This window comes from Nocardia veterana NBRC 100344 (genome assembly GCF_000308855.1).
Taxonomy (GTDB): domain Bacteria; phylum Actinomycetota; class Actinomycetes; order Mycobacteriales; family Mycobacteriaceae; genus Nocardia; species Nocardia veterana.
In genome coordinates this window covers 111550-133390 of sequence record NZ_BAGM01000007.1, presented here as the reverse complement: position 1 = coordinate 133390, position 21841 = coordinate 111550, and the positions used below count along the sequence as shown (strand labels likewise).

The 21841-nt window shown below is 69.0% G+C and carries 25 protein-coding genes; 9 read left to right on the top strand and 16 right to left on the bottom strand.

The window, feature by feature from the left end:
• Positions 1 to 23: 23 nt before the first annotated feature.
• Genes ON37_RS01750 through ssd form a run of 7 tightly spaced genes read right to left on the bottom strand, consistent with a single transcriptional unit; the run spans position 24 to position 4722 of the window.
• Complete coding sequence (locus tag ON37_RS01750) at positions 24 to 422, bottom strand: Rv3654c family TadE-like protein (RefSeq protein WP_051031036.1); 399 nt, start codon at positions 420 to 422, stop codon at positions 24 to 26.
• Entirely contained in the window at positions 419 to 802 is a 384-nt protein-coding gene (locus ON37_RS01745; protein ID WP_051031043.1) for a TadE family type IV pilus minor pilin, read from the bottom strand. Before ON37_RS01745 ends, ON37_RS01750 begins: the two co-directional genes overlap by 4 nt.
• A complete protein-coding gene (locus ON37_RS01740) occupies positions 802 to 1014 on the bottom strand; it encodes a DUF4244 domain-containing protein (protein WP_040715669.1) in 213 nt (70 codons plus the stop codon). Before ON37_RS01740 ends, ON37_RS01745 begins: the two co-directional genes overlap by 1 nt.
• 57 nt (positions 1015 to 1071) lie before the next feature.
• Positions 1072 to 1668 (bottom strand): type II secretion system F family protein, encoded by a 597-nt coding sequence (locus ON37_RS01735; protein WP_040715667.1) that lies wholly within the window; start codon positions 1666 to 1668, stop codon positions 1072 to 1074.
• Complete coding sequence (locus ON37_RS01730; protein WP_040715664.1) at positions 1665 to 2456, bottom strand: type II secretion system F family protein; 792 nt, start codon at positions 2454 to 2456, stop codon at positions 1665 to 1667. Before ON37_RS01730 ends, ON37_RS01735 begins: the two co-directional genes overlap by 4 nt.
• Complete coding sequence (locus ON37_RS01725) at positions 2453 to 3640, bottom strand: TadA family conjugal transfer-associated ATPase (RefSeq protein ID WP_040715663.1); 1188 nt, start codon at positions 3638 to 3640, stop codon at positions 2453 to 2455. Before ON37_RS01725 ends, ON37_RS01730 begins: the two co-directional genes overlap by 4 nt.
• The gene (gene ssd, locus ON37_RS01720; protein WP_040715753.1) at positions 3637 to 4722 is read right to left on the bottom strand and encodes a septum site-determining protein Ssd; all 1086 of its coding nucleotides are present in this window, start codon (positions 4720 to 4722) and stop codon (positions 3637 to 3639) included. The genes ON37_RS01725 and ssd overlap by 4 nt, the downstream gene beginning before the upstream one ends.
• 396 nt (positions 4723 to 5118) lie before the next feature.
• On the opposite strand from ssd, the gene ON37_RS01715 reads away from it, so the two are divergent.
• Positions 5119 to 6018, top strand: coding sequence for an HAD family hydrolase (locus tag ON37_RS01715; RefSeq protein ID WP_373281962.1), 900 nt, complete (start codon positions 5119 to 5121; stop codon positions 6016 to 6018).
• 497 nt (positions 6019 to 6515) lie between these two features.
• On the opposite strand, the gene ON37_RS01710 is transcribed toward ON37_RS01715, so the two are convergent.
• Complete coding sequence (locus ON37_RS01710; RefSeq protein WP_040715748.1) at positions 6516 to 7259, bottom strand: Fic family protein; 744 nt, start codon at positions 7257 to 7259, stop codon at positions 6516 to 6518.
• A 252-nt stretch (positions 7260 to 7511) separates the two neighbouring features.
• Between ON37_RS01710 and acs the strand changes: the two genes are divergently transcribed.
• The 4 genes from acs to ON37_RS01690 all read left to right on the top strand — a co-directional run bounded on the left by acs (position 7512) and on the right by ON37_RS01690 (position 12434).
• The gene (gene acs, locus ON37_RS01705) at positions 7512 to 9500 is read left to right on the top strand and encodes an acetate--CoA ligase (protein WP_040715660.1); all 1989 of its coding nucleotides are present in this window, start codon (positions 7512 to 7514) and stop codon (positions 9498 to 9500) included.
• A gap of 199 nt (positions 9501 to 9699) precedes the next feature.
• Positions 9700 to 10953, top strand: a complete 1254-nt coding sequence (gene nhaA / locus ON37_RS01700; RefSeq protein WP_040715657.1) for a Na+/H+ antiporter NhaA — start codon at positions 9700 to 9702, stop codon at positions 10951 to 10953.
• Positions 10950 to 11441: a phage holin family protein gene (locus tag ON37_RS01695; RefSeq protein WP_040715654.1), complete on the top strand. Its 492-nt coding sequence runs from the start codon at positions 10950 to 10952 to the stop codon at positions 11439 to 11441. The genes nhaA and ON37_RS01695 overlap by 4 nt, the downstream gene beginning before the upstream one ends.
• A 21-nt stretch (positions 11442 to 11462) precedes the next feature.
• Positions 11463 to 12434, top strand: coding sequence for an alpha/beta fold hydrolase (locus tag ON37_RS01690; protein ID WP_040715651.1), 972 nt, complete (start codon positions 11463 to 11465; stop codon positions 12432 to 12434).
• Between the two features lie 73 nt (positions 12435 to 12507).
• Here the strand turns inward: ON37_RS01690 and ON37_RS01685 are convergent, their stop codons facing one another.
• The 4 genes from ON37_RS01685 to nth form a co-directional block, all read right to left on the bottom strand.
• Entirely contained in the window at positions 12508 to 13701 is a 1194-nt protein-coding gene (locus ON37_RS01685; protein ID WP_040715645.1) for a MarP family serine protease, read from the bottom strand.
• A complete protein-coding gene (locus ON37_RS01680) occupies positions 13698 to 14432 on the bottom strand; it encodes an NUDIX hydrolase (protein WP_040715747.1) in 735 nt (244 codons plus the stop codon). The genes ON37_RS01685 and ON37_RS01680 overlap by 4 nt, the downstream gene beginning before the upstream one ends.
• Before the next feature lie 87 nt (positions 14433 to 14519).
• Complete coding sequence (locus ON37_RS01675) at positions 14520 to 15158, bottom strand: TlpA family protein disulfide reductase (protein WP_040715744.1); 639 nt, start codon at positions 15156 to 15158, stop codon at positions 14520 to 14522.
• Between the two features lie 5 nt (positions 15159 to 15163).
• Positions 15164 to 16009: an endonuclease III gene (gene nth / locus ON37_RS01670; protein WP_373281963.1), complete on the bottom strand. Its 846-nt coding sequence runs from the start codon at positions 16007 to 16009 to the stop codon at positions 15164 to 15166.
• Positions 16010 to 16124: 115 nt separating this feature from the next.
• Here nth and ON37_RS01665 point away from each other — a divergent pair, with 115 nt between their 5' ends.
• Entirely contained in the window at positions 16125 to 16364 is a 240-nt protein-coding gene (locus ON37_RS01665; protein WP_040715642.1) for a hypothetical protein, read from the top strand.
• A gap of 246 nt (positions 16365 to 16610) precedes the next feature.
• Positions 16611 to 17285, top strand: coding sequence for a Crp/Fnr family transcriptional regulator (locus ON37_RS01660; RefSeq protein WP_011206875.1), 675 nt, complete (start codon positions 16611 to 16613; stop codon positions 17283 to 17285).
• A gap of 145 nt (positions 17286 to 17430) precedes the next feature.
• Here the strand turns inward: ON37_RS01660 and ON37_RS01655 are convergent, their stop codons facing one another.
• The 3 genes from ON37_RS01655 to sp36 all read right to left on the bottom strand — a co-directional run bounded on the left by ON37_RS01655 (position 17431) and on the right by sp36 (position 18933).
• Positions 17431 to 18222: an MBL fold metallo-hydrolase gene (locus ON37_RS01655; RefSeq protein ID WP_040715640.1), complete on the bottom strand. Its 792-nt coding sequence runs from the start codon at positions 18220 to 18222 to the stop codon at positions 17431 to 17433.
• Between the two features lie 82 nt (positions 18223 to 18304).
• Entirely contained in the window at positions 18305 to 18772 is a 468-nt protein-coding gene (locus ON37_RS01650) for a RidA family protein (RefSeq protein ID WP_040715637.1), read from the bottom strand.
• The gene (gene sp36, locus ON37_RS32270; protein ID WP_085997207.1) at positions 18769 to 18933 is read right to left on the bottom strand and encodes a Sp36 family protein; all 165 of its coding nucleotides are present in this window, start codon (positions 18931 to 18933) and stop codon (positions 18769 to 18771) included. Before sp36 ends, ON37_RS01650 begins: the two co-directional genes overlap by 4 nt.
• Before the next feature lie 163 nt (positions 18934 to 19096).
• Here sp36 and bagA point away from each other — a divergent pair, with 163 nt between their 5' ends.
• Together bagA and bagB are read left to right on the top strand one after the other, a co-directional pair.
• Positions 19097 to 20134, top strand: a complete 1038-nt coding sequence (bagA, locus tag ON37_RS01645; RefSeq protein ID WP_051031035.1) for an ATPase BagA — start codon at positions 19097 to 19099, stop codon at positions 20132 to 20134.
• Positions 20134 to 21342 carry an ATPase BagB gene (bagB, locus tag ON37_RS01640; protein WP_051031034.1) on the top strand — a complete coding sequence of 403 codons (1209 nt, stop codon included), beginning with the start codon at positions 20134 to 20136 and terminating at the stop codon, positions 21340 to 21342. The genes bagA and bagB overlap by 1 nt, the downstream gene beginning before the upstream one ends.
• A 126-nt stretch (positions 21343 to 21468) precedes the next feature.
• Here the strand turns inward: bagB and ON37_RS01635 are convergent, their stop codons facing one another.
• A complete protein-coding gene (locus ON37_RS01635; RefSeq protein WP_030516437.1) occupies positions 21469 to 21792 on the bottom strand; it encodes a WhiB family transcriptional regulator in 324 nt (107 codons plus the stop codon).
• Positions 21793 to 21841: the final 49 nt, after the last annotated feature.

The following is a 21841-nucleotide window of genomic DNA, read 5'->3' as shown; positions in this document are numbered from 1 at the left end:
TTCTCACACCAACCGTCCGGTATTCATGATCGCTTTTCTGCCTCGACCGGACCCGCGCGCGCGATCGCAACAACTGAACGCTCGCCCAAAATGGTTAGCGTTAGCGCAGCGTCCACCGACACCGTCACATCCCAATCCCGGACCGAACAGGTGCGCACGTGCATTCCCATTCGCTGTGCCACCGATTGCGCCTGATCACACGCCGTCCCGGTACCGGAACCCAGCGCAGCGGCCGCGGCCAGGGCCGCCAGGTCGGCTGCGCTCTGCGCTCGGTGGCGAGCGCAGACGACCGCCGCCAATTGCACGATCAACACGGTGAGCAACAGCAGCGCCGTCACGGCCAGACACGCGGCGACCGTCGCGCCGCCCTCGGTGGCTCGCCCGCGGCCCCCGGCCGAAGACCTCCGGTCTTCCGGTCTCATCGCACCTCCTCCTCCCCGGGTTCGCGGACGGCGACCGCTTCGGCACGGAGCCGCAGCATCGGCAGCAGCGGGGCGCGAGCTCGCACCGTGACGACGGCCCGATCACCCTCCACCCGCAATTCGATATCGGCGCCCGGTGGGGCCACCCGCTGCGCCGCGGGCAAGGCGTCCGCTTCGGCCCCACGTGCGGCGAGCCGCGCCGCCTCCCGGGCGGCGTCGATACATCGGATCTGCATCGACGCCGCGAGCAAGGCACCAACACAGAGCGCGACGACCACCACCAGAGCCGCCAGCGCGATCGCGGCCTCGACCGTGACGGCACCGCGGTCGCCCGTGCGGCATCCTGGCGGGTCCGGTCGCCGACCACCTCGACCGAGTATCAGACCGTGGTGTTCAGCGCCCTGTCGATGATCTTGGTCAGGGCATTCACGATCGAATCGCCGGTCACCACCGTGTAGAGCACGGCTCCGAAGGCCGCCGCGGCAATGGTGCCGATCGCGTATTCGGCGGTGCTCATGCCGTCGTCGGCGACGGCCGCCTGCACCAATCGCGAACGTAGTTCTCGCACAACCGATTGCGTTGCCGCCAGCATCGGTCTCCCCTTTCTCTTCGATCGGCGCGGCGGATCCGCGCCGAGCCCGTCGCGTGGTCACCACGAACCACCGCCCAGCACCGGTCCCGCCAGCCCGGCGACCACCGGCACGATGCCCAGACAGACGAAGGCCGGGAGGAAACACAGTCCCAATGGACCACTGATCAGGACGCCCGCGCGCTCGGCCCGAGCGGCCGCGGCGTCCTCGACCGCCGATCGGCATTGACCCGCCAGTTCGGTGACGGCACCGGTCAGGGCGGCGCCGGAACGCGCCGAACGGCGGACCAGGCGGGCGAGCGACTGCATCTCGGGAGCGGGCGCCTCCTGAGCCGCTCGCTCCCATGCCGTGACCGGATCCGCGCCCAATGCCAGGAGATCCGCCGCACGGCTCAGGGCCGAGCGGAACGGTTCCGGTGCGACCGGCGCGACCGCCCGGGCAGCGGTCGCGGTCGGCAGGCCGGCCCGCAGGCATGCGGAGAGCAGGTCCAGCGCGGACGCGACCGCCAACGGATCGCCGACGCGCTGCTCGGTCACCCGTAGCGGTTGCGCGCGGCCTCCGCGAGCAGCACGTAACCGCGCAGACGGGGTGTGGCGTCCGGGCAGCACGCACAGCGCCGCCGCCGAGACCACCAGGGCGAGCGAGATCCCGCTCATACCGTCACCTTTCGGGTGATGGCGTCGGCCCAGAGCAAGCCTGCCCCGATCAAACCCGTACCGAGCGGCAGGACAACCGAACCGATTCCGCTGCTCGTCAGCACCCGCACGGGATGTGCGCCCATCAGCTGGCCCAGGGCGATCCCGAGCAGCGGCAGTCCGGCGAGCACCGTCGCGCTGGCCCGAGCGCCCGCCAACGCGGCACCCGTACGGTCACCGAAACGTCGGCGCTCGGCCAAATCGTCCCGCGCCGCGGTCAGCAGTTCCGCCAGCGCCAACCCGTGCCGCTCGGCCACCTCCCAGGCATCGGCGACTCGATCCAATTCGCTTGTCACGGCGCAATTTCGGTGTCGTAGTCCGGCCGCTGCCGAGCCGCCGAGGCGGGTGCGTGCCGCGCTCACCGCGAAAGCCGCCCCCGGAGCCCCGCCGATCTCGCCGGCCGCGACCGCGGCGGCGGCACTGGGATGCGCGCCGGTGCGTAATTCGGCGATCACGATGTCCAAGCCTTCCAAGAGTTTTCGAGATTCGTCGGCCCGGCGACGCTCGCGGCGCCGGTGCTTCGCCCGGATCGCGACGGTCCCGGCGAACAACGCGGCGGCGCCGGCAGGCCCTGGACCGAAGGCGACCGCCCCGGCCACCGCCGCACCGGCGATCCCGCGGACAGCCCAGACGATCGGTACCTTCGGCTCCGCACGGCGACGACACGTCAGGGCGCGCAACCGCCGCTGCCGCGACGCGGTCGGCAGTACGAGCAGGGCCAGCGCCCCGCACAACAACCCGATGATCATTGCCCGATCCGTTCGGCCAGCAAGTGCTGCAACGCCGTTCGGGCCGGCGCTTCGGCCGCCTCGGCGGACCAGGCGGTGTCGATCCGCACCGCCGCATGGCCCTCTCGGGTCACCAGCCCGATCTCGTGCAGTATCCGGCGGCCGTCGGCGCGGCGGCGCACAGCGAGCACGATATGGATCGCCGCGGCGAGTTGGCTGTGCAGACCTTCCCGACTCATCCCGCCCAGTGCCGCAAGGGCTTCCAACCGCGCCGGGACCTCGCGTGGCGAATTGGCGTGCAGCGTCCCGGCGCCCCCGTCGTGCCCGGTGTTCAAGGCGGTGAGCAGATCCACTACCTCGCCGCCGCGCACCTCACCCACGACGATGCGGTCCGGCCGCATGCGCAGGGCCTGCCGCACCAGGTCCCGGACAGTGACCGCACCGACGCCCTCGACATTGGGCATCCGCGCGACGAGCCGGACCACATGCGGATGCGGCGGCGCCAGTTCGGCCGCGTCTTCCACACAGATGATGCGTTCGGCGGAGTGGACCCGTGCGAGCAGGGCGGACAACAAGGTCGTTTTACCCGTGCCGGTGCCGCCGACCACGAGAAAGGCGAGCCGAGCGCGAACGATCCGTTCCAGGAGCGCCTCCGATTCCGTCGTCAGCGTGCCGGAGGCGGTGAGTCCGCGCAGACTGTGCCCGACCGGCCGCAGGACCCGGAGCGAGATACACGTGCCGCCTTGAGCGATCGGAGCGAGGACCGCATGGAGTCGCACACCGAAGCTTTCTCCCGGCCCCCGTTCGTACTCCGGCAGCCGCCCGTCCACCCACGGTTGGGCGTCATCGAGGCGGCGGCCGGCGGCGAGCGCCAGCCGTTGCGCCAATCGCCGCACCGCCGCCTCGTCCGGAAACCGGATCGGGGTGCGCTCGAGACCGTGCCCGCGATCGATCCACACCGCGTCCGGCGCCGTCACCAGCACATCCGAAATTCCGGGATCGTGCAGGAGCGGTTCCAGCATTCCCGCTCCGGTCATCTCGGTCTGCAACAGTCGCAGTGCGCGCAGCAGATCGGTATCGCCGAGAACACAGCCGGCCTCGGCACGGATGGCTGCCGCCAGCGGCGCCGGATCGTGCTCACCGGCCTCCGCGGCCAACCGTTCGCGCACCCGGTCCAGCAGGTCGGCACTCACCACGCCGCTCATCGATCACCATCCGGCAGCGCCGCCAAGACCGCTTCGGCTCCGGTCAGCAGTGGGCCGCGGGCGAGTCCGAGGCCGCCGCGCTCGAGGGCACCGGCCAGTCCCGGCTGGGCACGCATCGCGGCCAGCAGCGGTAGGTCCAGAGCCTCCGCGATCTCCCGGCCGCGCAGACCACCCGGCGCCGGACCACGAACGACCAAGGCGTGGTGCGGATTTCGCGGCCGGATATCCGCGACCGCAGCGCCGGCGGCCGCGACCGCGCGCAATCGCGCGGGTACGACGAAGATCACGAGATCGGCGGTGTCGAGCATGTGCTCGGTATGCGGGCCCCGGCATCCGGAGATGTCACACACCACCAGATCCCCGGCCCCGCGCCCGGCCTCGACGACCGCACGCACCGCGCCCGGGCCGATGGTGTCCGGGCCGGAGTTCGCCGGTCTGCTGCAAGCGAGAACTCCCAGCCCGGGGGCGGCCGACGGTAGGGCCTCGTGCAGCGCTTGCGCGGCCACCCGACCGTCTTCGACGGAGAGGTCCGGCCAGCGCAACCCGGGAACCGATTCGATTCCCAGCAGCAAATCGAGACCCCCGCCCAGCGGATCGCCGTCGACGAGCAGCACGTGCGGCCGGAAGCGGCGGGCCGCGGCCGCCAACGCCAGCGCACCGGCGAAAACCGAGGCGCCGGCCCCACCGCCGGCACCGACAACGGCGAGGACCAGACCGTTACCGGGGTCGCGCCAGGCGTAGGCGGCGAACGCCTCGATCAACGTCTCGGTGGCGGCGGGTAGTGCGATCACCTGCTCGGCGCCGACCGCGGCCGCCGATTGCCAGTGGTCCAGATCGGGCTCGTCGCTGCCCACCAGGACGACGCCGGAACGGCGGGGATATCCGGCAGCGGCCGCGGCACGCGCGGCGGGAGCATCGATGATCAGGAGAGCGGCTGCCGTCCAGGCATGCCGCCCCACAGGCATCGAACGCTCGTTCAGATTTCGGTCCGCGGCGGCCGCGATCCGGCGCACCTCCTCGCGTAACCGCCGATCGCCGATCAGCACCAGTGCCGGAGGGGGAACTGCTGCAACGGAATTCATGTTCCTCAGCGTCGTCGCGCCCGGCTCGGCGAACCAGAGCCCGACCGGCGAGTGTGGACAACACGCGCCCTGTGTACAACCGCCCTCGACGACACCCGACATCCGTCGGTCGATCAGGCCAGGCGAGGAGTTGGTCGATGCCTGCCGGAAATAGAGGACGGCCCCAGCCGGGGGGGAGGAGGCTGGGGCCGTCGGGGTTCAGCCCCGGGGGGTCGGGCTGAACGCGCCTGGACCATGTCCAGGTGCCAGCAATACTACACCCAGAAACCGGCGGCAATGCAAGTCCATCCCGACACGAACTTCGAGCCTCGAACGGGCGTGCCGACCGGGGCATCGCGCCGGTCGCGCGCCCGGGCTGCACACCACCGCACGGTCGAACCTCCCTATTCTGGACCCGTGACGGCCGAGCGCGACCAATCAGTTACGGAAACCGCGACCGCGGGGGACGACGAACACCGAGAGCCCCGCAACGATGCAGCACCGCGGCCGGTGCCACCGACCCGCGCCACGCCACGGATCGCCGCGTTCTTCGATCTGGACAAGACCGTGATCGCGAAATCGAGTGCGTTCGTCTTCAGCAGGCCGTTTTTCGATCAGGGCCTGATCGACCGCCGCACGGTGCTGGAGTCCAGCTACGCACATTTCCTGTTCCTGCTCTCCGGCGCCGACCACGACCAGATGGAGCGCATGCGTGAACATCTGACCAAGATGTGTGCCGGATGGGACGTCTCGCAGATCCGCTCGATCGTCGCCGAAACCCTGCACGAACTGGTCGATCCGCTGATCTACGCCGAGGCCTCGGATCTGATCGCCGATCACAAGATTCGCGGCCACGACGTGGTCATCGTGTCGGCATCCGGTGAGGAGATCGTCGCCCCGATCGCCGCCGCACTCGGCGCAACCCATACCGCGGCCACCCGGATGGTCGTCGAAAACGGTAAGTACACAGGCGAAGTCGAGTTCTACTGCTACGGCGAGGGCAAGGTCGAGGCGATCGAGAAGCTGGCCGCGTCCGAGCATTACGACCTGTCGCGGTGTTACGCCTATTCGGATTCGATCACCGATCTGCCGATGCTGGAGGCGGTCGGACATCCCACCGCGGTGAACCCGGATCGGAATCTGCGACGGGAGGCGGTCGCGCGGAATTGGCCGATCCTCACCTTCTCGAATCCGGTGTCGCTGTGGTCCCGGATTCCCGCGCCGTCCAGTACGACGGTGGCCGCCACCGCGGTGGTCGGCGTGAGCGCGGTGCTGGCCGGCGCCCTCAGTTACCGGCTGCTGCGCCGGCGACGCTGAGGTCACCGCGCCGGGCGCATCGCGGCTGGTCAACGACGCGCAACCCATCGATGTAACCACGATTCGAGACACCCCACGCCGATTATGAGAATGTCCGCTCGACCCTTGATGTGAGGGGTGTCACAGAGTAACAATGGACGCACGGAGGGGCGGAAGGCCAAGATCGAAACGGAAGAGAAGGTTCGATCTCCCGACCGCACTTCCCAGCACGGACGCCAGGTACCCACGCGGAGCGCGCCGCGACAAGGGCAGAAGCGTTGTGGGCCTGCGAAATCCGGATTCACGTCGGCAATGGCCTCGCACAGGTTGCGGGGATGAACCGGCGGGGTGCGGATGATCGCCGAGGCCGCAGAACACAACCCGATAAGCACGCTTGGTAACCGGGTGGTCCGTGCTAGCGGGCGGTGAGGCCGACAACGGCTACGCCGCCCGCTTCGATGTGTACGGCCCTTCGCGCGGACCCGTTCGGACATCGCCGGTCTCTTCGGTACCGACGATCATCCCGCCGCGTCGGCGATGGAACGGGCCTCGCGGGCGCCGTCCTCGAGCGCGCCGCAGCAGAACACCACCCAGCCGCCCACCCCGTCGGCCGTACCCGCCGCGAATCCGCTCGCCGCATCCAGATACGCCTGTCGGCGGCGCAGCCAGAAGACCTCCGGAACACCCAGACTGTGCGGGTCGAGGCCGGACGAGACGGCCACCAGACGCGAGGCCGCCCGGGCCACCACTCCGTCGGCGGATCCGAAGGGGCGCAAGGTCATCAGCTCGCCGTGCACCACCGCGGCCAGGACCGGCGCGGGCGCGTCCGAGGTCAGGACGGTCTGCGCCAGCAGATCCAGGCGCTGCGCGACCCCGGCGTCGGCACGTGGCCGCCCGAGCTCGATCTCGTCGGCGACCAGGTCCGCCGCGGCCAGCAGATGCAGTCGAGCCAGCGCCTGCAGCGGCGCGCGTTGCCACACACCGACCATATTGCGCAGCGCGTCACCGTCGAGCGCCTGTCCGACCCGCAAGGCGCCCGCGAGAACCGGGTCGGCGACGCGCCCGTCGGCCGGCAGTTCGGTCGCGCCGCCGTCGATGGCGGCGGACGAGCGCGCCGCCCGCACCGCGGCCTCCGCTGCCGTGGTCGGCCAACCACGCCGATTGGCCTTGTGCATGTGAACCTCGGCGAGCGCGTCGCGGGCACGGTCGGCCGCCTCGCGGACTCCGGGCAGGTCGACCAGGGGCTGCAGCACATCGCTCACCACCCACACGCTAGTCGAGGCGTCGCGCGCGCCCGGCAACCTCCGGGCGCCGGAACGGGCGTGACGTCCACCGTTCGAGACCCGTACGCGGCGCAGGTCACAGTCCGTTAGGGTCACATCGTGGCCGCGGTCACCCCCCGGCCCGACGCGTATCCGATGGACAGGCCCCGATGGAGGCACCGTGAGCGACGACCGCGTACTGGCTCGCGATGCCGACCGGGTGCGGGTGCCCCGCAAATTTCAGGAGGCGACATGACCGACACGACCGCTGAGCACCGAGACGTGTATCCGCCCAGCGCCGAATTCGCCGCGGCGGCCAATGCCGATGCATCCATCTACGACCGGGCAACGGCCGATCGCGACGGGTTCTGGGCCGAACAGGCGCAGCGGCTGCACTGGCATCAGCCCTGGAATCGGGTACTCGACTGGGACGACGCTCCGTTCGCGCGCTGGTTCGTCGACGGCAAGCTGAACGTCGCCTACAACTGCGTGGACCGCCACGTCGCCGACGGCCACGGCGATCAGATCGCCATCCATTGGGAGGGCGAGCCCGGCGATTCGCGTTCGATCACCTACGCCCAGTTGCAGGCCGAGGTGTCGCAGGCCGCCAACTACTTCACCGAACTCGGCCTGGTCGCCGGCGACCGGGTGGCGATCTACATGCCGATGGTCCCGGAGGCCATCGTGTCGATGCTGGCCTGCGCCCGGCTGGGCCTGACCCATTCGGTGGTCTTCGCCGGGTTCTCCCCCAGCGCCCTGCGCCAGCGCGTCGACGACGCCCGCGCCCGGCTCGTCGTCACCACCGACGGCCAGTGGCGGCGCGGCAAGGCCGCACCGTTGAAGGAGGCCGTCGACGAGGCGCTCTACGCCCACGGCGATGTGCCGCACAGCGTCGAGCACGTACTCGTGGTGCGGCGCACCGATATCGAGGTTCCGTGGACCGAGGGTCGCGACCTGTGGTGGCACGAAACCGTCGCCCGGGCCAGTACCGAACACGAGGCGCAGGCCTTCGATGCCGAGCATCCGCTCTTCATCCTCTACACCTCCGGCACCACCGGAAAGCCCAAGGGCATCCTGCACACCTCCGGCGGCTATCTGACCCAGGTCGCCTACACCCACCATTACGTCTTCGACCACAAACCCGGGCAGGACGTCTACTGGTGCACTGCCGATATCGGCTGGGTGACCGGGCACTCCTACATCGTCTACGGACCGCTGGCCAACCGGGCCACCCAGGTCGTCTACGAGGGCACCCCGAACTTCCCCGACGAACACCGCCACTGGCAGATCATCGAAAAGTACGGCGTCACAATCTATTACACCGCGCCGACGCTGATCCGCACCTTCATGAAGTGGGGCCGCGAGATTCCCGATTCGCACGATCTGTCCTCGCTGCGGGTTCTCGGTTCGGTCGGCGAGCCGATCAATCCCGAGGCCTGGCGCTGGTACCGGGAGGTGATCGGCGCGAATTCCGCGCCGATCGTGGACACCTGGTGGCAGACCGAAACCGGCGCCATCATGATCTCCCCGCTGCCCGGCGTCACCGCCGCCAAGCCCGGCGCCGCCATGGCACCGCTGCCCGGAATCTCCGCGAAAGTGGTCGACGAGGAAGGCAATTCGGTCGAAATCAATCGAACCGAAGCCGAATCTTCGGACCGCTCCGCAAGCTCCGCGGTCGTCGGATATCTGGTCCTGGATCAGCCGTGGCCGTCGATGCTGCGCGGCATCTGGGGCGACGACGAACGCTACAAGGCCACCTACTGGGAACGCTTCGCCGCCCAGGGCTGGTACTTCGCCGGCGACGGCGCCAAGATCGACACCGATGGCGCGCTGTGGGTGCTCGGGCGCGTCGACGACGTCATGAACGTCTCCGGCCACCGCATCTCCACCGCCGAGGTCGAATCCGCACTCGTGGGCCACCACAGCGTCGCCGAAGCCGCGGTCGTCGGCGCCAGCGATGCCACCACCGGACAGGGAATCGTCGCCTTCGTCATCCTCACCGGCGGCGCCGACAACTCCGGACAGCAACTCGTCGACGAGCTCAAGGCCGAGGTCTCCCGCGAGATCAGTCCCATCGCCCGGCCCCGCGAGATCCACATCGTGCCCGAACTGCCGAAGACCCGCTCGGGCAAGATCATGCGCCGCCTGCTGCGCGACGTCGCCGAAGGCCGCGAACTCGGCGACACCTCCACCCTCGTCGACCCCAACGTCTTCGAGGCCATCCGCGCCGCAAACGCCTGATCGACCGGTTCCGCGAGCCCACCTCCGGCACCCCGCCGGGCGTGGGCTCGACCGGCGACGGCGGAGCTCGCGGTAATCGGCCGCGAGCCGATCGGTAAAATCGGGTAAAGGAGTGCCGGGAAGTCTGGTCGGCGTGTGGTTGGTGAGCCCCTTGCGGGAGTGCCCGCCGCAGCCGCCGTCGGCTCCCGAAAGGAACCTCGTGATCGTTGCGCTGCGCTCCGAACTCGCCCGTTACCTCCGTACCGAAACCGTCGGTGGCGCATTACTTCTGGTTGCCGCGGCGATCGCACTGCTGTGGGCGAACTCGCCGTGGCGCGACGGCTATTTCGCCATGGTGGACACCACCGTCGCGGTCCCCGCGCTCCATCTCGAGCTGACCCTGGGGGATTGGACCAAGGACGGTCTGCTGGCGATCTTCTTCTTCGTGGCCGGGCTCGAGCTGAAGCGGGAACTGGTGGTGGGTGAACTCGCCGACCGCAAGCGCGCCACCCTGCCGGTGGTCGCCGCGCTCGGCGGGGTGGTCACGCCGGCCCTGATCGCCCTCGCGGTGGGCTGGGGAGTGCCGGGCATGGATCGCGGCTGGGCGATTCCGGTGGCGACCGATATCGCCTTCGCTCTGGCCGTCCTGGCCATGACCGGATCGCGAATACCGGCCGGTGCGCGGGTATTTCTGCTCAGCCTGGCGGTCGTGGACGACCTGCTGGCGATCATCGTGATCGCGGTCCTGTTCACCACCACCGTGGCCCTCGGCTGGCTGCTCGGCGCGGCGCTCTGCTTCGCCGGCTGGGCGCTGGCCCAGCGACAGCGCATCCGCACTCCACTGGTGTACGTGCCGCTGGCCCTGATCGCCTGGTATGCCCTGCACGAAGCCGGGATCCATCCGACGCTGGCGGGCGTGATCTGCGGCCTGCTCACCCGGGTCCGTCCCGACCCGGACGAGGACGAAGCCCCGGCGACCCGGCTCGAGCATCTGTTCCAGCCCGTGTCCGCGGGTCTGTGCGTACCACTGTTCGCGTTGTTCGCCTCCGGAGTTCCCTTGTCGGGCACGGTCTTCGGGGAGATGTTCACCTCTCGGCTGTCGCTGGCGATCATCGCCGGACTGCTGATCGGGAAATTCGTCGGCATCTTCGGTTCGAGCTGGCTCGCCATCCGATTCGGAATCGCCACGCGGCCCGCCGGTCTCGGCAATCGGGATATGTCGGCCCTGTCGGTACTGGGTGGGATCGGATTCACCGTTAGCCTCTTGGTGGCAGAACTTGCGTTACCCGACCGGGCTGCGGCCGAACTGGCGAAAGCCGCCGTGTTGATGACGTCCTTGGCGGCCTCTCTGCTCGGTTCGGCGCTACTGTTGCGGCGTGGCCGGGCGCATCAGGCGCGGCGAGACGCAAGGGCGGCCACCGAAACGAGCGAAGGCCGGACAGCACCGGGACATGGAGAAGGGTCGAGCAATTGAGCTTCACAAACGGCGGTAACGATGCGGGCCGAAACCGGACCATCACCTCGATTCCGCTGTCCGAGGTCGATACCACCGCGAACGCCAGCGTGGGAGATCTGGTGCGCGACGCTGCCGAGCAGATGTCGACCCTGGTCCGCGCCGAGGTGGAGCTGGCCAAGGCCGAGGTGACCGGCGAGATCAAGAAGGGGCTGCAGGGCAGCGTCTTCTTCATCGGCGCGCTGACCGTGCTGCTGTTCTCGTCGTTCTTCTTTTTCTTCTTCCTCGCCGAACTGCTGGACGTGTGGCTGTATCGGTGGGCCGCGTTCCTGATCGTGTTCGCGTTGATGATCGCGGTGGTCGTGGTCCTCGGCCTGCTCGGCTACCAGAAGGTGCGCAAGTTGCGCGCCCCGGCCAAGACGATCGAATCGCTGAAGGAGACCCGCTCGGTGATTCCGCAGGGCTTCGGTTCGCACCCCGACGGCGCGGCCGGCAAGCCGACCGCATAGCTCGGCTATTACGCTTTCGGCGTGTCGTCGAATCCGCTTCCCGATCCGTCCAGCGTCCGCTTCGACGGCCCGTGGACGCATCGTGACGTGCACGCCAATGGCATCCGGTTCCATATCGCCGAGGGCGGCGCCGAGGACGCGGTGGGCGATCCCGCGCGCCCACTGGTCGTCCTGCTGCACGGCTTCGGCGATTTCTGGTGGTCGTGGCGGCATCAGCTGACCGGGCTGACCGAGGCCGGATACCGTGCCGTCGCCGTCGATCTGCGCGGCTACGGCGATTCCGACAAGCCACCGCGCGGTTACGACGGCTGGACGCTGGCCGGCGACATCGCCGGATTGGTGCGCGCCCTCGGTCATGCCGACGCCACCCTGGTGGGTCACGCCGAGGGCGGCCTGGTGTGCTGGGCGACCGCGGTCCTGCATCCGCGCGTGGTGCGCTCGATCGCGCTGATCTCCTCACCGCATCCGGTGGCACTCAAGCGCGCCGTCCTGCGCGACCGGCGCCAGCGGGCCGCGTATCTACCGAACTTCCTGCGCTATCAGCTGCCGCGCTACGGTGAGCGCCGGCTGACCCGGCAGGACGGGTTCGAAATCGAACGCCTGGTCCGCGACCACGTCGATCCGCGCTGGGCGGCCACCGCCGAATTCGTGGACACCGTGCAGCGGATGCGTTCGGCGATCCGGATCCCGGGCGCGGCGCATTGCGCGCTGGAATATCAGCGCTGGGCCTTCCGCAGTCAGTGGCGGCCCGACGGACGCCGATTCCTGGCCGCGATGCGGGAACCGGTCCGCGTGCCGACCCTTATCCTGCGCGGGGACCGGGACGACTACATCCTGGCCGACACGGTGCGTGGCGCCGGACAATTGGCTCCCGGTCGGCGCCTGGTCGATATTCCGGACGCCGGGCATTTCGCCCATCAGGAGAATCCGGAGGCCGTGACCGCCGAGTTGGCGAAGCTGCTCGGTGACCCGGCCACCACCCAGCCCGTCTAGCGCGTAGCCGGTACGGCTCGATCCGACGAGGCGCGCCGGGCGCGCTCGGCGAGGCGCCCGGCGCGCGTATCGGTCAGCTCAGCACACAATCTCCGGTCGGCACGGCGTTCGTCGAGGAGTTGGCCGCGGCCAGATCGTTCTCCACCTCTTTCAGGGTGAGGACGTATCCGGTGTCGTCGTCGGTGACGGCCGCGCCGAAGACCACGCCCAGCACCTCGCCGTCGGTGTCGACCAGCGGGCCGCCGGAGTTGCCGGCCCGGACGCGGCCGCGCACGGTGTAGACCTCGCGTTCCACGGTGCCGCTCTTGTAGATATCCGGCCCGGTGAGATCCAGCGTCTCCCGGACGCGGGCGGCGCTGGCGGTGTACGGACCACCGCCCGGATAGCCCAGCACGATCGAACTCTGTCCGGATTTCGCCGCGGCCGGGGCGAGCGGGATCACCGGTGCGTTCAGTCCCGGCACCGCCAGCACGGCGATGTCCTTGGCGGGGTCGAACAGCACGACGGTGGCATCCAGCGGCCCGCGAGCGGTATCGACCTGCACCGTATTGGTTCCCGCGACCACGTGCGCGTTGGTCATGATCCGCTCGGGCGCGACCACGAAGCCCGAACCCTCCAGCGCGCGTTGGCAACTCGGCGCCACCCCGCGCACCCGCAGCACGCTGTGCTGCAGATTCAGCGCGACCGGGGTGTCGAGCACACTCGGGTCCGGGGGTTCGACGGCCGCGATCGGTGCGCGACCGAAGGGACCGATCACCTCCGGCAGGCCCGAGGTGTTGAGCAGTTTGGAGAACTCGTTCGGCACCCGGCGCAGCCAGTTCGGCGCGACCTGGTTGACATCCGCCAGTACCCGAGAACCGTTGACGGCGGCGGCGATTCCCGGTTGGGAGGACGAGGCCAGCGGCAGGGCGAGCAGCCATGCGGTGACCAGAACCGCCACACACTGCAGCGCCGCGCCGACCACGCTGTCCACACTGCGGGTGAACGGATGCCGCATCCCGCTGCGCGCCGCGCGGCCGAGCACCATGCCCGCGACCTCACCGACGATCACCAGGGCGACGATCAGCACCACCCCGACCAGCACGCGCTGACGGCCCTCACTGATGTGCTGCAGGATGTGCGGCGCGATCAGGATGCCCGCGACGGCGCCGAGCACGACCCCCAGGAATCCGAGCGCCGAAGCCACCGCACCCTGCCGCCACCCGGAGGTGGCGGCCAGCAGCGCGATGATGACGACCGCGAGGTCGAGCCACCCGGAACTACTCATAACGTCATCCCCACTGCCGCGAGCGAAGCCTGCAGATCACGCACATCGTGGTGATCCCAGTCCCGCTCCCATCCCGATACCGCAAGCAGACCGGCGAGCACGCCGGCGGTGAAACCCCAGACGAGCATGCCATCCACGGCGAAGGCAGGACCCATGTACCCCAACGGATGCCGGACGACGAACCGGTTCGCCGGATCGATCAGGTCGGCGATCGGAACTCGCACCACGCGGGCCGCTTCGGTTTCGCTGACCACCCGTACCTCCCCGGGCGTCCGCCAGTAGGCGACCACCGGCGTCACATCGAACCGCGAGGGCGGGACGAAGATCTTGGGCAGGACGGCGAACGGCTCCACCCCGGCGGGATCGAGTCCGGTCTCCTCCCACGCCTCCCGCAGCGCGGTGTCGATCGGGCCATCGTCCCCCGGTTCCACGCCGCCTCCCGGAAAGGCCACCTGGCCGCGGTGCTGGCGCAGCGTCGCGGCGCGTTGGGTCAACAGCACGTCGGCGTCGGCGGGCAGGCCGCCCGGTGTCGTGGGATCGGGTTCGGGCGAGCCGCCGAACAGGACCAGCACGGCCGCCTCCCGCGGCCGCAGGGCGGCGGAAGCGATCTTGGTCGCGGTCCGCTTCAGCACCGGGTTCACTCCGGCCGGATCGGCCGGCTCGTGTTCGGCCACGCCCCGTAACCACTGCGGAATGTCGTCGGTGACCAGCCGTGGCCGCCCGCTGCTCATCGAACCCTCACTCATGCCCTCACTCATGCTGGAACTATCGGGCACGATCGGAACCTTCCGCGTCCACCCGGCCGGGCGCCGGCCTGCTCACACCCGGACCCCCAGTTCCTGGGCGACGGTCGCGGCGATCTCGTCGGCGGTATCGAACGGCCGGACCACCACCTTCGCGATCGAGCCGTCGGCGCGGACCAGCACCGATACCGGCAGCACCGCCGGCGCTCGCACCGCGCTCCGCACCTTTCCGGAGCCGTCCTGGACGCCGGGCAGATGCACATCGAGATCCCGCAGGCGGGCCAGGGCCTTGCCCTCGTCGGGATCACTGTGCACGGTCAGCACAGTCACGGCGGAACCGGCACGGGCCGCGAATTGCCCGAGTGCGGGCAACTCCCGGGCACAGGGTTCGCACCAGTACGCCCAGAGGTTCAGCAGGGCCGGACGACCGGCCAGGGCCGCGCCGAGCTCGATCGGCCGGCCGTCGGCCGCGCATTCGAGCGTGATCCCCGCGAGCGGGCCGGCGGCCGGGGCGGGCGCTTCCGCAGGCTGCGGGCGCGGGCAATCGGCCAGTGCGGCGTTCGCGCGGAGACCGTCGGAGGCCGGTGCGGGCCCACCCTGAACCGCGCTGGTGGTGGTGGCCGGGCCGGAGTGGTCGGCGCGCGGCCAGACGGCAACGGCCAGCGCCACCACCGCGACCAGAACGACGAATGCCCACCGCCACGCCGCCGGGATCGATTTCACCGGCCCACCAATTCGAGCAGATGCTCGGCCTCGGGTCCCTTCACCAGTGCGGCAGCGCTGACCGGGTCGGTCGGGCCGATGCCGAAGGACGGACAATCCTTGGCCAGCAGGCAGGCGCCGCAGGCCGGTTTACGGGAATGGCAGACGCGGCGACCGTGGAAGATCACCCGATGCGAGAGCATCGTCCATTCCTTGCGCTCGATCAGTTCGCCCACCGCGTGTTCGATCTTGACCGGATCCTGTTCGTCGGTCCATTTCCAGCGCTGCACCAGTCGCGAGAAATGGGTGTCCACAGTGATTCCCGGCACATCGAAGGCATTGCCCAGAATCACGTTGGCCGTCTTCCGGCCGATCCCCGGCAATTTCACCAATTCGGACATCGTGTGCGGTAGCACGCCGTCGTGCCGGTCCAGTAGCGCCTGCCCCAGACCGATCAGTGAATTGGCCTTGTTCCGGAAGAATCCGGTGGGGCGAATGTATTCCTCGAGTTCCGTCCGGTCGGCCTCGGCGTAGGCCTTGGCATCGGGGTACCGCGCGAAGAGCGCCGGCGTGGTCTGATTCACCCGGACGTCCGTGCACTGCGCGGAAAGGATTGTGGCGACGGCCAATTCGAGCGGCGTGCGGAAATCCAGTTCGCAGTGCGCGTCGGGAAAGGCCAGTGCCAGTGTCCGATTCATCCGGCGGGCGCGGCGGACCAGCCCCACCCGGGTTTCCCCCGCGAAGCGGGCGGCGGTCGATTTCGAATTCGCGCGCGGGGTTTTCGTCCGTTCCGAGGAGTTGGATTCGGTTGATGTGACCGACGCCGCATCGGTGGCCGTCTCGGGTGATTTCTCCCCGTTCACAGCGGTGGATCTGGGTTCGCGCACTCGTCCACCATACGGAACCGTACCGACGTCAGCGCGTTCCCGAACTCCTCCCGTGTTCCATCTGAGACCTTCTCCGTGTTTACTCACCCGTATGCAAGGACTCGCTGTGGTGCTGTTCCCGGTGGTGTTGATGCTGTTCGCACTGCTCATGGAACGCGTCGAGAACCGGCTGCGCAAATTGCTCGAACCGGGTGAAGAGGTCCAGCAGTACCTGGACCGGGCCAGCAACGCCGAAGTGAACGAGCTGGCGAAGTTGGGGGTGCCCGCACACGCCGGCTCCGGCGGTCGCCGGCGCAACCGCGAAGAACTCGACGTCGCCCAGGCCAGCTGACCCCGTCCCGCCGACGGACCGGACGCGCTCCGGGGAACTTTCCGCGCCGCCGCGCTCGTTCACAAACCGCCCGTTACGTGGTGTCTGTCACTACGCTGCGTGGATGGCAAGTAGACTGCACTGTCGGCCGAACGCTTCGGTCCAGCACTGTGGCGAGCGACGCCGAGCCAGGCGGCAGCCTGCGTACCACGCAGGGACCCGCTGACGCCGCAGTAAGCACCGTCAATTCCCATAAGGAGCACATTCGTGGACGAGGCCCTCGCCAGAGCAGGCATCTTCCAAGGCGTCGAGCCCACCGCGGTGGCTGCTCTCGCCAAACAGCTTCAGCCCGTGGATTTCCCGCGTGGCCATGTCATTTTCAACGAGGGCGAGCCCGGCGATCGGTTGTACATCATCACCTCGGGAAAGGTGAAGATCGGACGTCGTTCCCCCGACGGGCGTGAGAATCTGCTGACCATCATGGGCCCGTCGGACATGTTCGGCGAGCTGTCGATCTTCGATCCGGGTCCGCGTACCTCGACCGCCACCACGGTGACCGAGGTACGCGCGGTGACGATGGATCGCGACGCGCTCAAGTCCTGGATCGACCAGCGGCCGGAGATCGCCGAGCAGTTGCTGCGGGTGCTCGCACGCCGGCTGCGGCGGACCAACAACAACCTGGCCGATCTGATCTTCACCGACGTTCCGGGCCGTGTCGCCAAGGCCCTGTTGCAGCTCGCGCAGCGGTTCGGCACTCAGGAGGCCGGTGCCCTGCGGGTCACCCACGACCTCACTCAGGAAGAGATCGCCCAGCTGGTCGGCGCCTCCCGCGAGACGGTGAACAAGGCTCTGGCCGATTTCGCTCATCGCGGCTGGCTGCGGCTCGAGGGCAAGAGCGTGCTGATCTCCGATTCGGAGCGGCTGGCTCGCCGGGCGCGGTAGGGATTTCCCACCGCGCTCCGGCGCCGCCGGACGCACTCGGTTCCGGGTCGTTTTCGGCTGCGCGGAGTCTTTTCCAGCTACACGGAGTCGTTCCAGCTGCGCAGAGTCGTTTCAGCTGCGCAGAGTCGTTTCCCGCGGCGCAGAGTCAGTTCTGGCTGCGCAGATACGCCAGTTGCGCCTGCACCGAACTCCGCGCGGCCGGCCACAGGCGTTTGTCCACATCGGCGTACACCCGCGCCACGATCTGCAGCGGCGTCGCCTTGTCCCCGAGCTCGCGCAAGGCCGCCCGCACCTGGTCCAGGCGCTGCTGCCGATGCTGGATGTAATAGCTGATCACCGGTTCGGCCTGGGGATGGTCGGGCCCGTGCGCGGGGAGCAGGGCACGGCCGGGAGCCAACGCGGCGAGCCGGTCCAGCGAAGCGAGGTAGTCGCCCAGCGCGTCGTCGCGCGATTCCAGCACGGTCGTCCCGCTGCCGAGGACCGTATCGCCGGTGACGAGCGCGTCGTCGAGCAGCACGCTGACCGAATCGCGGGTGTGTCCCGGCGTGCCGATCACGGTCAGCCGCAGACCCGCGGCCTCGACGACCTCCCCGTCGGCCAGCGGATCCGAAGAGCCGGACAGATATTTCGGATCCATCGCCCGCACCGGTGTTCCGGTCAGCTTCACCAGGCGATCGATACCACCGGTGTGGTCGTGGTGGTGGTGGGTGATCAAGGTGAGTGCGATATTTCCGTCGGTGGCCCGGGCGATCGCCTCACTGTGGGCCTTGTCCTTGGGGCCCGGATCGATCACCACGCAGTCGGATCGACCCGGGGCTCGCAGAATCCAGGTGTTCGTGCCCTCCAGCGTCATCTGGTTCGGGTTGTTCGCCAACAGCACCGATGCGGTCTCGGTGACCGGCCGCAGCTGCCCGTACGCGGGATGGGTGAGGTGCATGTGCTGGTCCTAACGTCCGGTGCGCGGCCGCTGCGGGAGCCGGCCGCGCCACACTGTCCGGAACTCCGGTTACAGACCTTGCCTACCGCACTTCGGCGATGAGCTCCACTTCGACCGGGGTGTTCTTCGGCAGTTCGAAGACGCCGACGGCGGAGCGGGCATGCACGCCGGCCGTGCCGAACACCTCGCCGAGCAGCTCGGACGCCCCGTTGATCACCAGCGGCTGGTCGGTGAAGCCCGGTGCCGAGGCGACGAACCCGACGACCTTCACGATCCGCACGACGGCGTCCAGGCCGACCAGATCGTGCACCGCGGCCAAGGCGTTCAGCGCGCACAGTCCCGCCGCCCGCGCCGCCTCCTCGACACTCACCTCGGCGCCGACCTTGCCCGTCGCCGACAGCGCACCGTCGACGAACGGCAGCTGACCGGCGGTGTAGACCAGTGCTCCGCTGCGCACCGCCGGAATGTAGGCGCCCGCCGGGGCCGCGACCGGCGGCAGACTCAGGCCGAGCCGGTCGAGGTTGGCGCGCCAGTCGCTACCGGCCGTCACTGCTTGGGCCGCTTCAGATAGGCCACGTGCTGTTCGCCGGTCGGCCCCGGCAGCACCGTGACCAGTTCCCAGCCGTCGGCGCCCCACTGGTCCAAAATCTGTTTGGTCGCATGCGTCAACAGCGGCACCGTCGCGTATTCCCAGACCGTCACATCGCTCATGTCGCAGAAGCGTACTGGGTGAGCCGGGGGCCGATCGCGGCACCGAGGACTCGTGCCGGACCGGTCGGCACAGATCGAGCCGGGACGGAAACCGGCTGTGTCCTACCGAACAGTAGGGCGATCCTCTGGTCGCTGTTTCGTAACGGGTTATAGGCTCGCCAACGTGGGAGTACCGACAGCAGTACCCGTTTCGCAAGAGCCGGGACTGAAATTAGGGTGGCCGGACCGAGCCGACAAAGCGCGGCTGCATTACGTGTCCGGCAAGGGTGGGACCGGAAAATCTACGGTCGCAGGCGCTTTGGCGCTCGCTTTGGCCGCCGGCGGTCGCCGGGTGCTGCTGGTCGAGGTGGAGGGGCGCCAATCCATTGCCCAATTGTTCGATCTGCCGCCGCTGCCGCCCACCGAAACCAAGATCGCGACTGCCGACGGCGGCGGCGAGGTGATGGCGCTGGCGCTCGATATCGAACACGCATTCCTCGAATATCTCGACATGTTCTACAACCTCGGCTTCGCGGGCCGGGCGATGCGCCGGATGGGCGCCATCGAATTCGTCACCACCATCGCACCGGGTCTGCGCGATGTCATCCTGACCGGCAAGATCAAGGAATGCGCGGTGCGCACCGACAAATCCGGTAAGCGGGTGTACGACGAAATCGTCATCGATGCCCCGCCCACCGGCCGGATCGCCGGATTTCTCGATGTCACCAAGGCCATGGCCGAGGTGGCCAAGGGCGGGCCGATCGCCGGGCAGGCCGAGGGCGTGGCGGCGCTGCTGCATTCCGAGCAGACCGTCGTCCACCTGGTGACCCTGCTCGAGGCGCTGCCGGTGCAGGAGACCGCGGACGCCATCGCCGAGCTGACCGAATCGGATTTCCGGATCGGTACCGTGATCGTCAATCGGGCCACCGAGGGCTTCCTCCCCGCCCCGGTACGAGCCCGGGTCGCGACCGGTGATGTCGACCTCGACGCGATCCGAAGCGGACTGGCCGAGGCCGGAATCACGCTGGACGACAAGGACTTCGACGGTCTGATCCAGGAGGCGGTGGAACATTCCGCCACTCTTCAGGCCCAGGACGACAGCTCGGCGGAGCTGGCGAAGGTCGATATCAGCCGGCTCTACCTGCCGGCGCTGCCCGACGGCATGGATCTGGGCGGGCTGTACGAATTGGCCGAACATCTGAGCGCGCAGGGAGTCCGCTGATGAGTCACCCGAGCCCCCTGATTCCGCCGGCGACCCCGTTACTGGACGTCGAGGCGATCATCGGCGATCCGACCGCCCGGGTCGTGGTGTGCTGCGGCTCCGGTGGCGTCGGCAAGACCACCACCGCCGCAGCGATCGCATTGCGGGCCGCCGAACAGGGCCGCAAGGTCGTGGTGCTGACCATCGACCCGGCGCGGCGGCTGGCCCAGTCGCTCGGGGTCAGCGATCTCGGGAACGCGCCGCAGCGGGTGCAGCTGCCCGAGACCGCCAAGGGCGAGCTCTACGCCATGATGCTCAACATGCGCCGCACCTTCGACGAGATGGTGCTCGAGCACACCAGCCAGGAGAAGGCCGAGCAGATCTTCGCCAACCCCTTCTATCAGACCGTCGCCTCGTCCTTCGGCGGCACCCAGGAATACATGGCGATGGAAAAGCTCGGGCAACTGGTCGCCAAGCGAGACTGGGATCTCGTCGTCGTCGACACCCCGCCGTCACGCAACGCACTCGATTTTCTCGACGCGCCCAAGCGGCTCGGCAATTTCCTCAACGGCCGGATGATCCGGGTCATCATGGCGCCGGGTCGCGGGGTCGGCCGCTTCGTCACCGGTGCGATGAGTCTGGCGGTGCGCGGCGTGTCCACGGTCGTCGGCGGGCAGATGCTCAAGGATGCCTCGCTGTTCCTGCAGTCGCTGGAGTCCATGTTCGGCGGCTTCCAGGACCGCGCGGAGCGGACCTACGCGATGCTGTCCCGGCCGGGGACGCATTTCCTGGTGGTCGCGGCGGCCGAACCGGACGCGTTGCGCGAGGCGTCGTTCTTCGTTGACCGGTTGTCCACCGACGGCATGCCGCTGGCCGGTCTGGTCCTCAACCGCACCCATCCGGTGTTGTGCACGCTGTCGCCGGCTCAGGCGATCGCCGCCGCCGACCGGTTGAGCCCCGGTGCGGGCAGCGATGCCGACGGCACCCGCGCGGAGGCCGATGCGGCCGCCGAGGCCGCCACCGAACCCGCCACGCTGACCGCGGATGTGCTGCGCATCCACGCCCATCGCGCGGTCACCGCCAAGCGTGAACAACATCTGCTGCATCGGTTCACCGGTGCGCATCCGCGGGTGCCGATCGTGACGGTCACCGCGCTGCCCTTCGAAGTGTCGGACCTGGACGCGCTGCGCGCGGTCGGCGACCAGCTGGCCGGCCCGCCGGCGGCCTGACACGCCGTTCACCGGCCTCGACACAATCTCTCCGGCTGCCCGGCGTGCGGCCCCGATTCCGCACGCCGTCCGGCCGTAAAACGGTCCGAGCCCGCAACCGCGGGCTCGGACCGTTCTGCTCGTCGACTACATCGCGACCTTCTGCTGACGCTGGGCCCGGAAGAAGTCCGCCCAGGAGGTCACCTCGGGATGCTGCTTGAGCAGCGCTCGCCGCTGCCGTTCGGTCATCCCACCCCACACACCGAATTCCACTCGATTGTCGAGAGCGTCGGCACCGCACTCCATGAGCACCGGGCAGTGCCGACAGATGGTGGCCGCCTTGCGCTGGGCGGCACCACGCACGAACAACTGGTCGGGATCCACTTCCTTGCATCGGGCCTGGGACACCCAGGCGATTCTCGCTTCGGCCTGCTCCACGTCCAATCGAGCGATGGGGGTAGTCATGTGCATTTGGTGTGCCCCTTTGCAGTCCGAACACCGGGTCAACGGCGCTCCGGAA

Coding starts and splice junctions, on each gene's coding strand:
- ON37_RS01655 (WP_040715640.1), bottom strand. CDS start 18,222: ATGCACCTCACCCATCCCGCGTACGGGCAGCTGCGGCCGGTCACCGAG.
- ssd (WP_040715753.1), bottom strand. CDS start 4,722: ATGAATTCCGTTGCAGCAGTTCCCCCTCCGGCACTGGTGCTGATCGGC.
- bagB (WP_051031034.1), top strand. CDS start 20,134: ATGAGTCACCCGAGCCCCCTGATTCCGCCGGCGACCCCGTTACTGGAC.
- acs (WP_040715660.1), top strand. CDS start 7,512: ATGACCGACACGACCGCTGAGCACCGAGACGTGTATCCGCCCAGCGCC.
- ON37_RS01665 (WP_040715642.1), top strand. CDS start 16,125: ATGCAAGGACTCGCTGTGGTGCTGTTCCCGGTGGTGTTGATGCTGTTC.
- ON37_RS01750 (WP_051031036.1), bottom strand. CDS start 422: ATGAGACCGGAAGACCGGAGGTCTTCGGCCGGGGGCCGCGGGCGAGCC.
- ON37_RS01685 (WP_040715645.1), bottom strand. CDS start 13,701: ATGAGTAGTTCCGGGTGGCTCGACCTCGCGGTCGTCATCATCGCGCTG.
- ON37_RS01735 (WP_040715667.1), bottom strand. CDS start 1,668: ATGAGCGGGATCTCGCTCGCCCTGGTGGTCTCGGCGGCGGCGCTGTGC.
- ON37_RS01730 (WP_040715664.1), bottom strand. CDS start 2,456: ATGATCATCGGGTTGTTGTGCGGGGCGCTGGCCCTGCTCGTACTGCCG.
- ON37_RS01680 (WP_040715747.1), bottom strand. CDS start 14,432: ATGAGCAGCGGGCGGCCACGGCTGGTCACCGACGACATTCCGCAGTGG.
- sp36 (WP_085997207.1), bottom strand. CDS start 18,933: ATGAGCGATGTGACGGTCTGGGAATACGCGACGGTGCCGCTGTTGACG.
- ON37_RS01740 (WP_040715669.1), bottom strand. CDS start 1,014: ATGCTGGCGGCAACGCAATCGGTTGTGCGAGAACTACGTTCGCGATTG.
- ON37_RS01635 (WP_030516437.1), bottom strand. CDS start 21,792: ATGCACATGACTACCCCCATCGCTCGATTGGACGTGGAGCAGGCCGAA.
- ON37_RS01725 (WP_040715663.1), bottom strand. CDS start 3,640: ATGAGCGGCGTGGTGAGTGCCGACCTGCTGGACCGGGTGCGCGAACGG.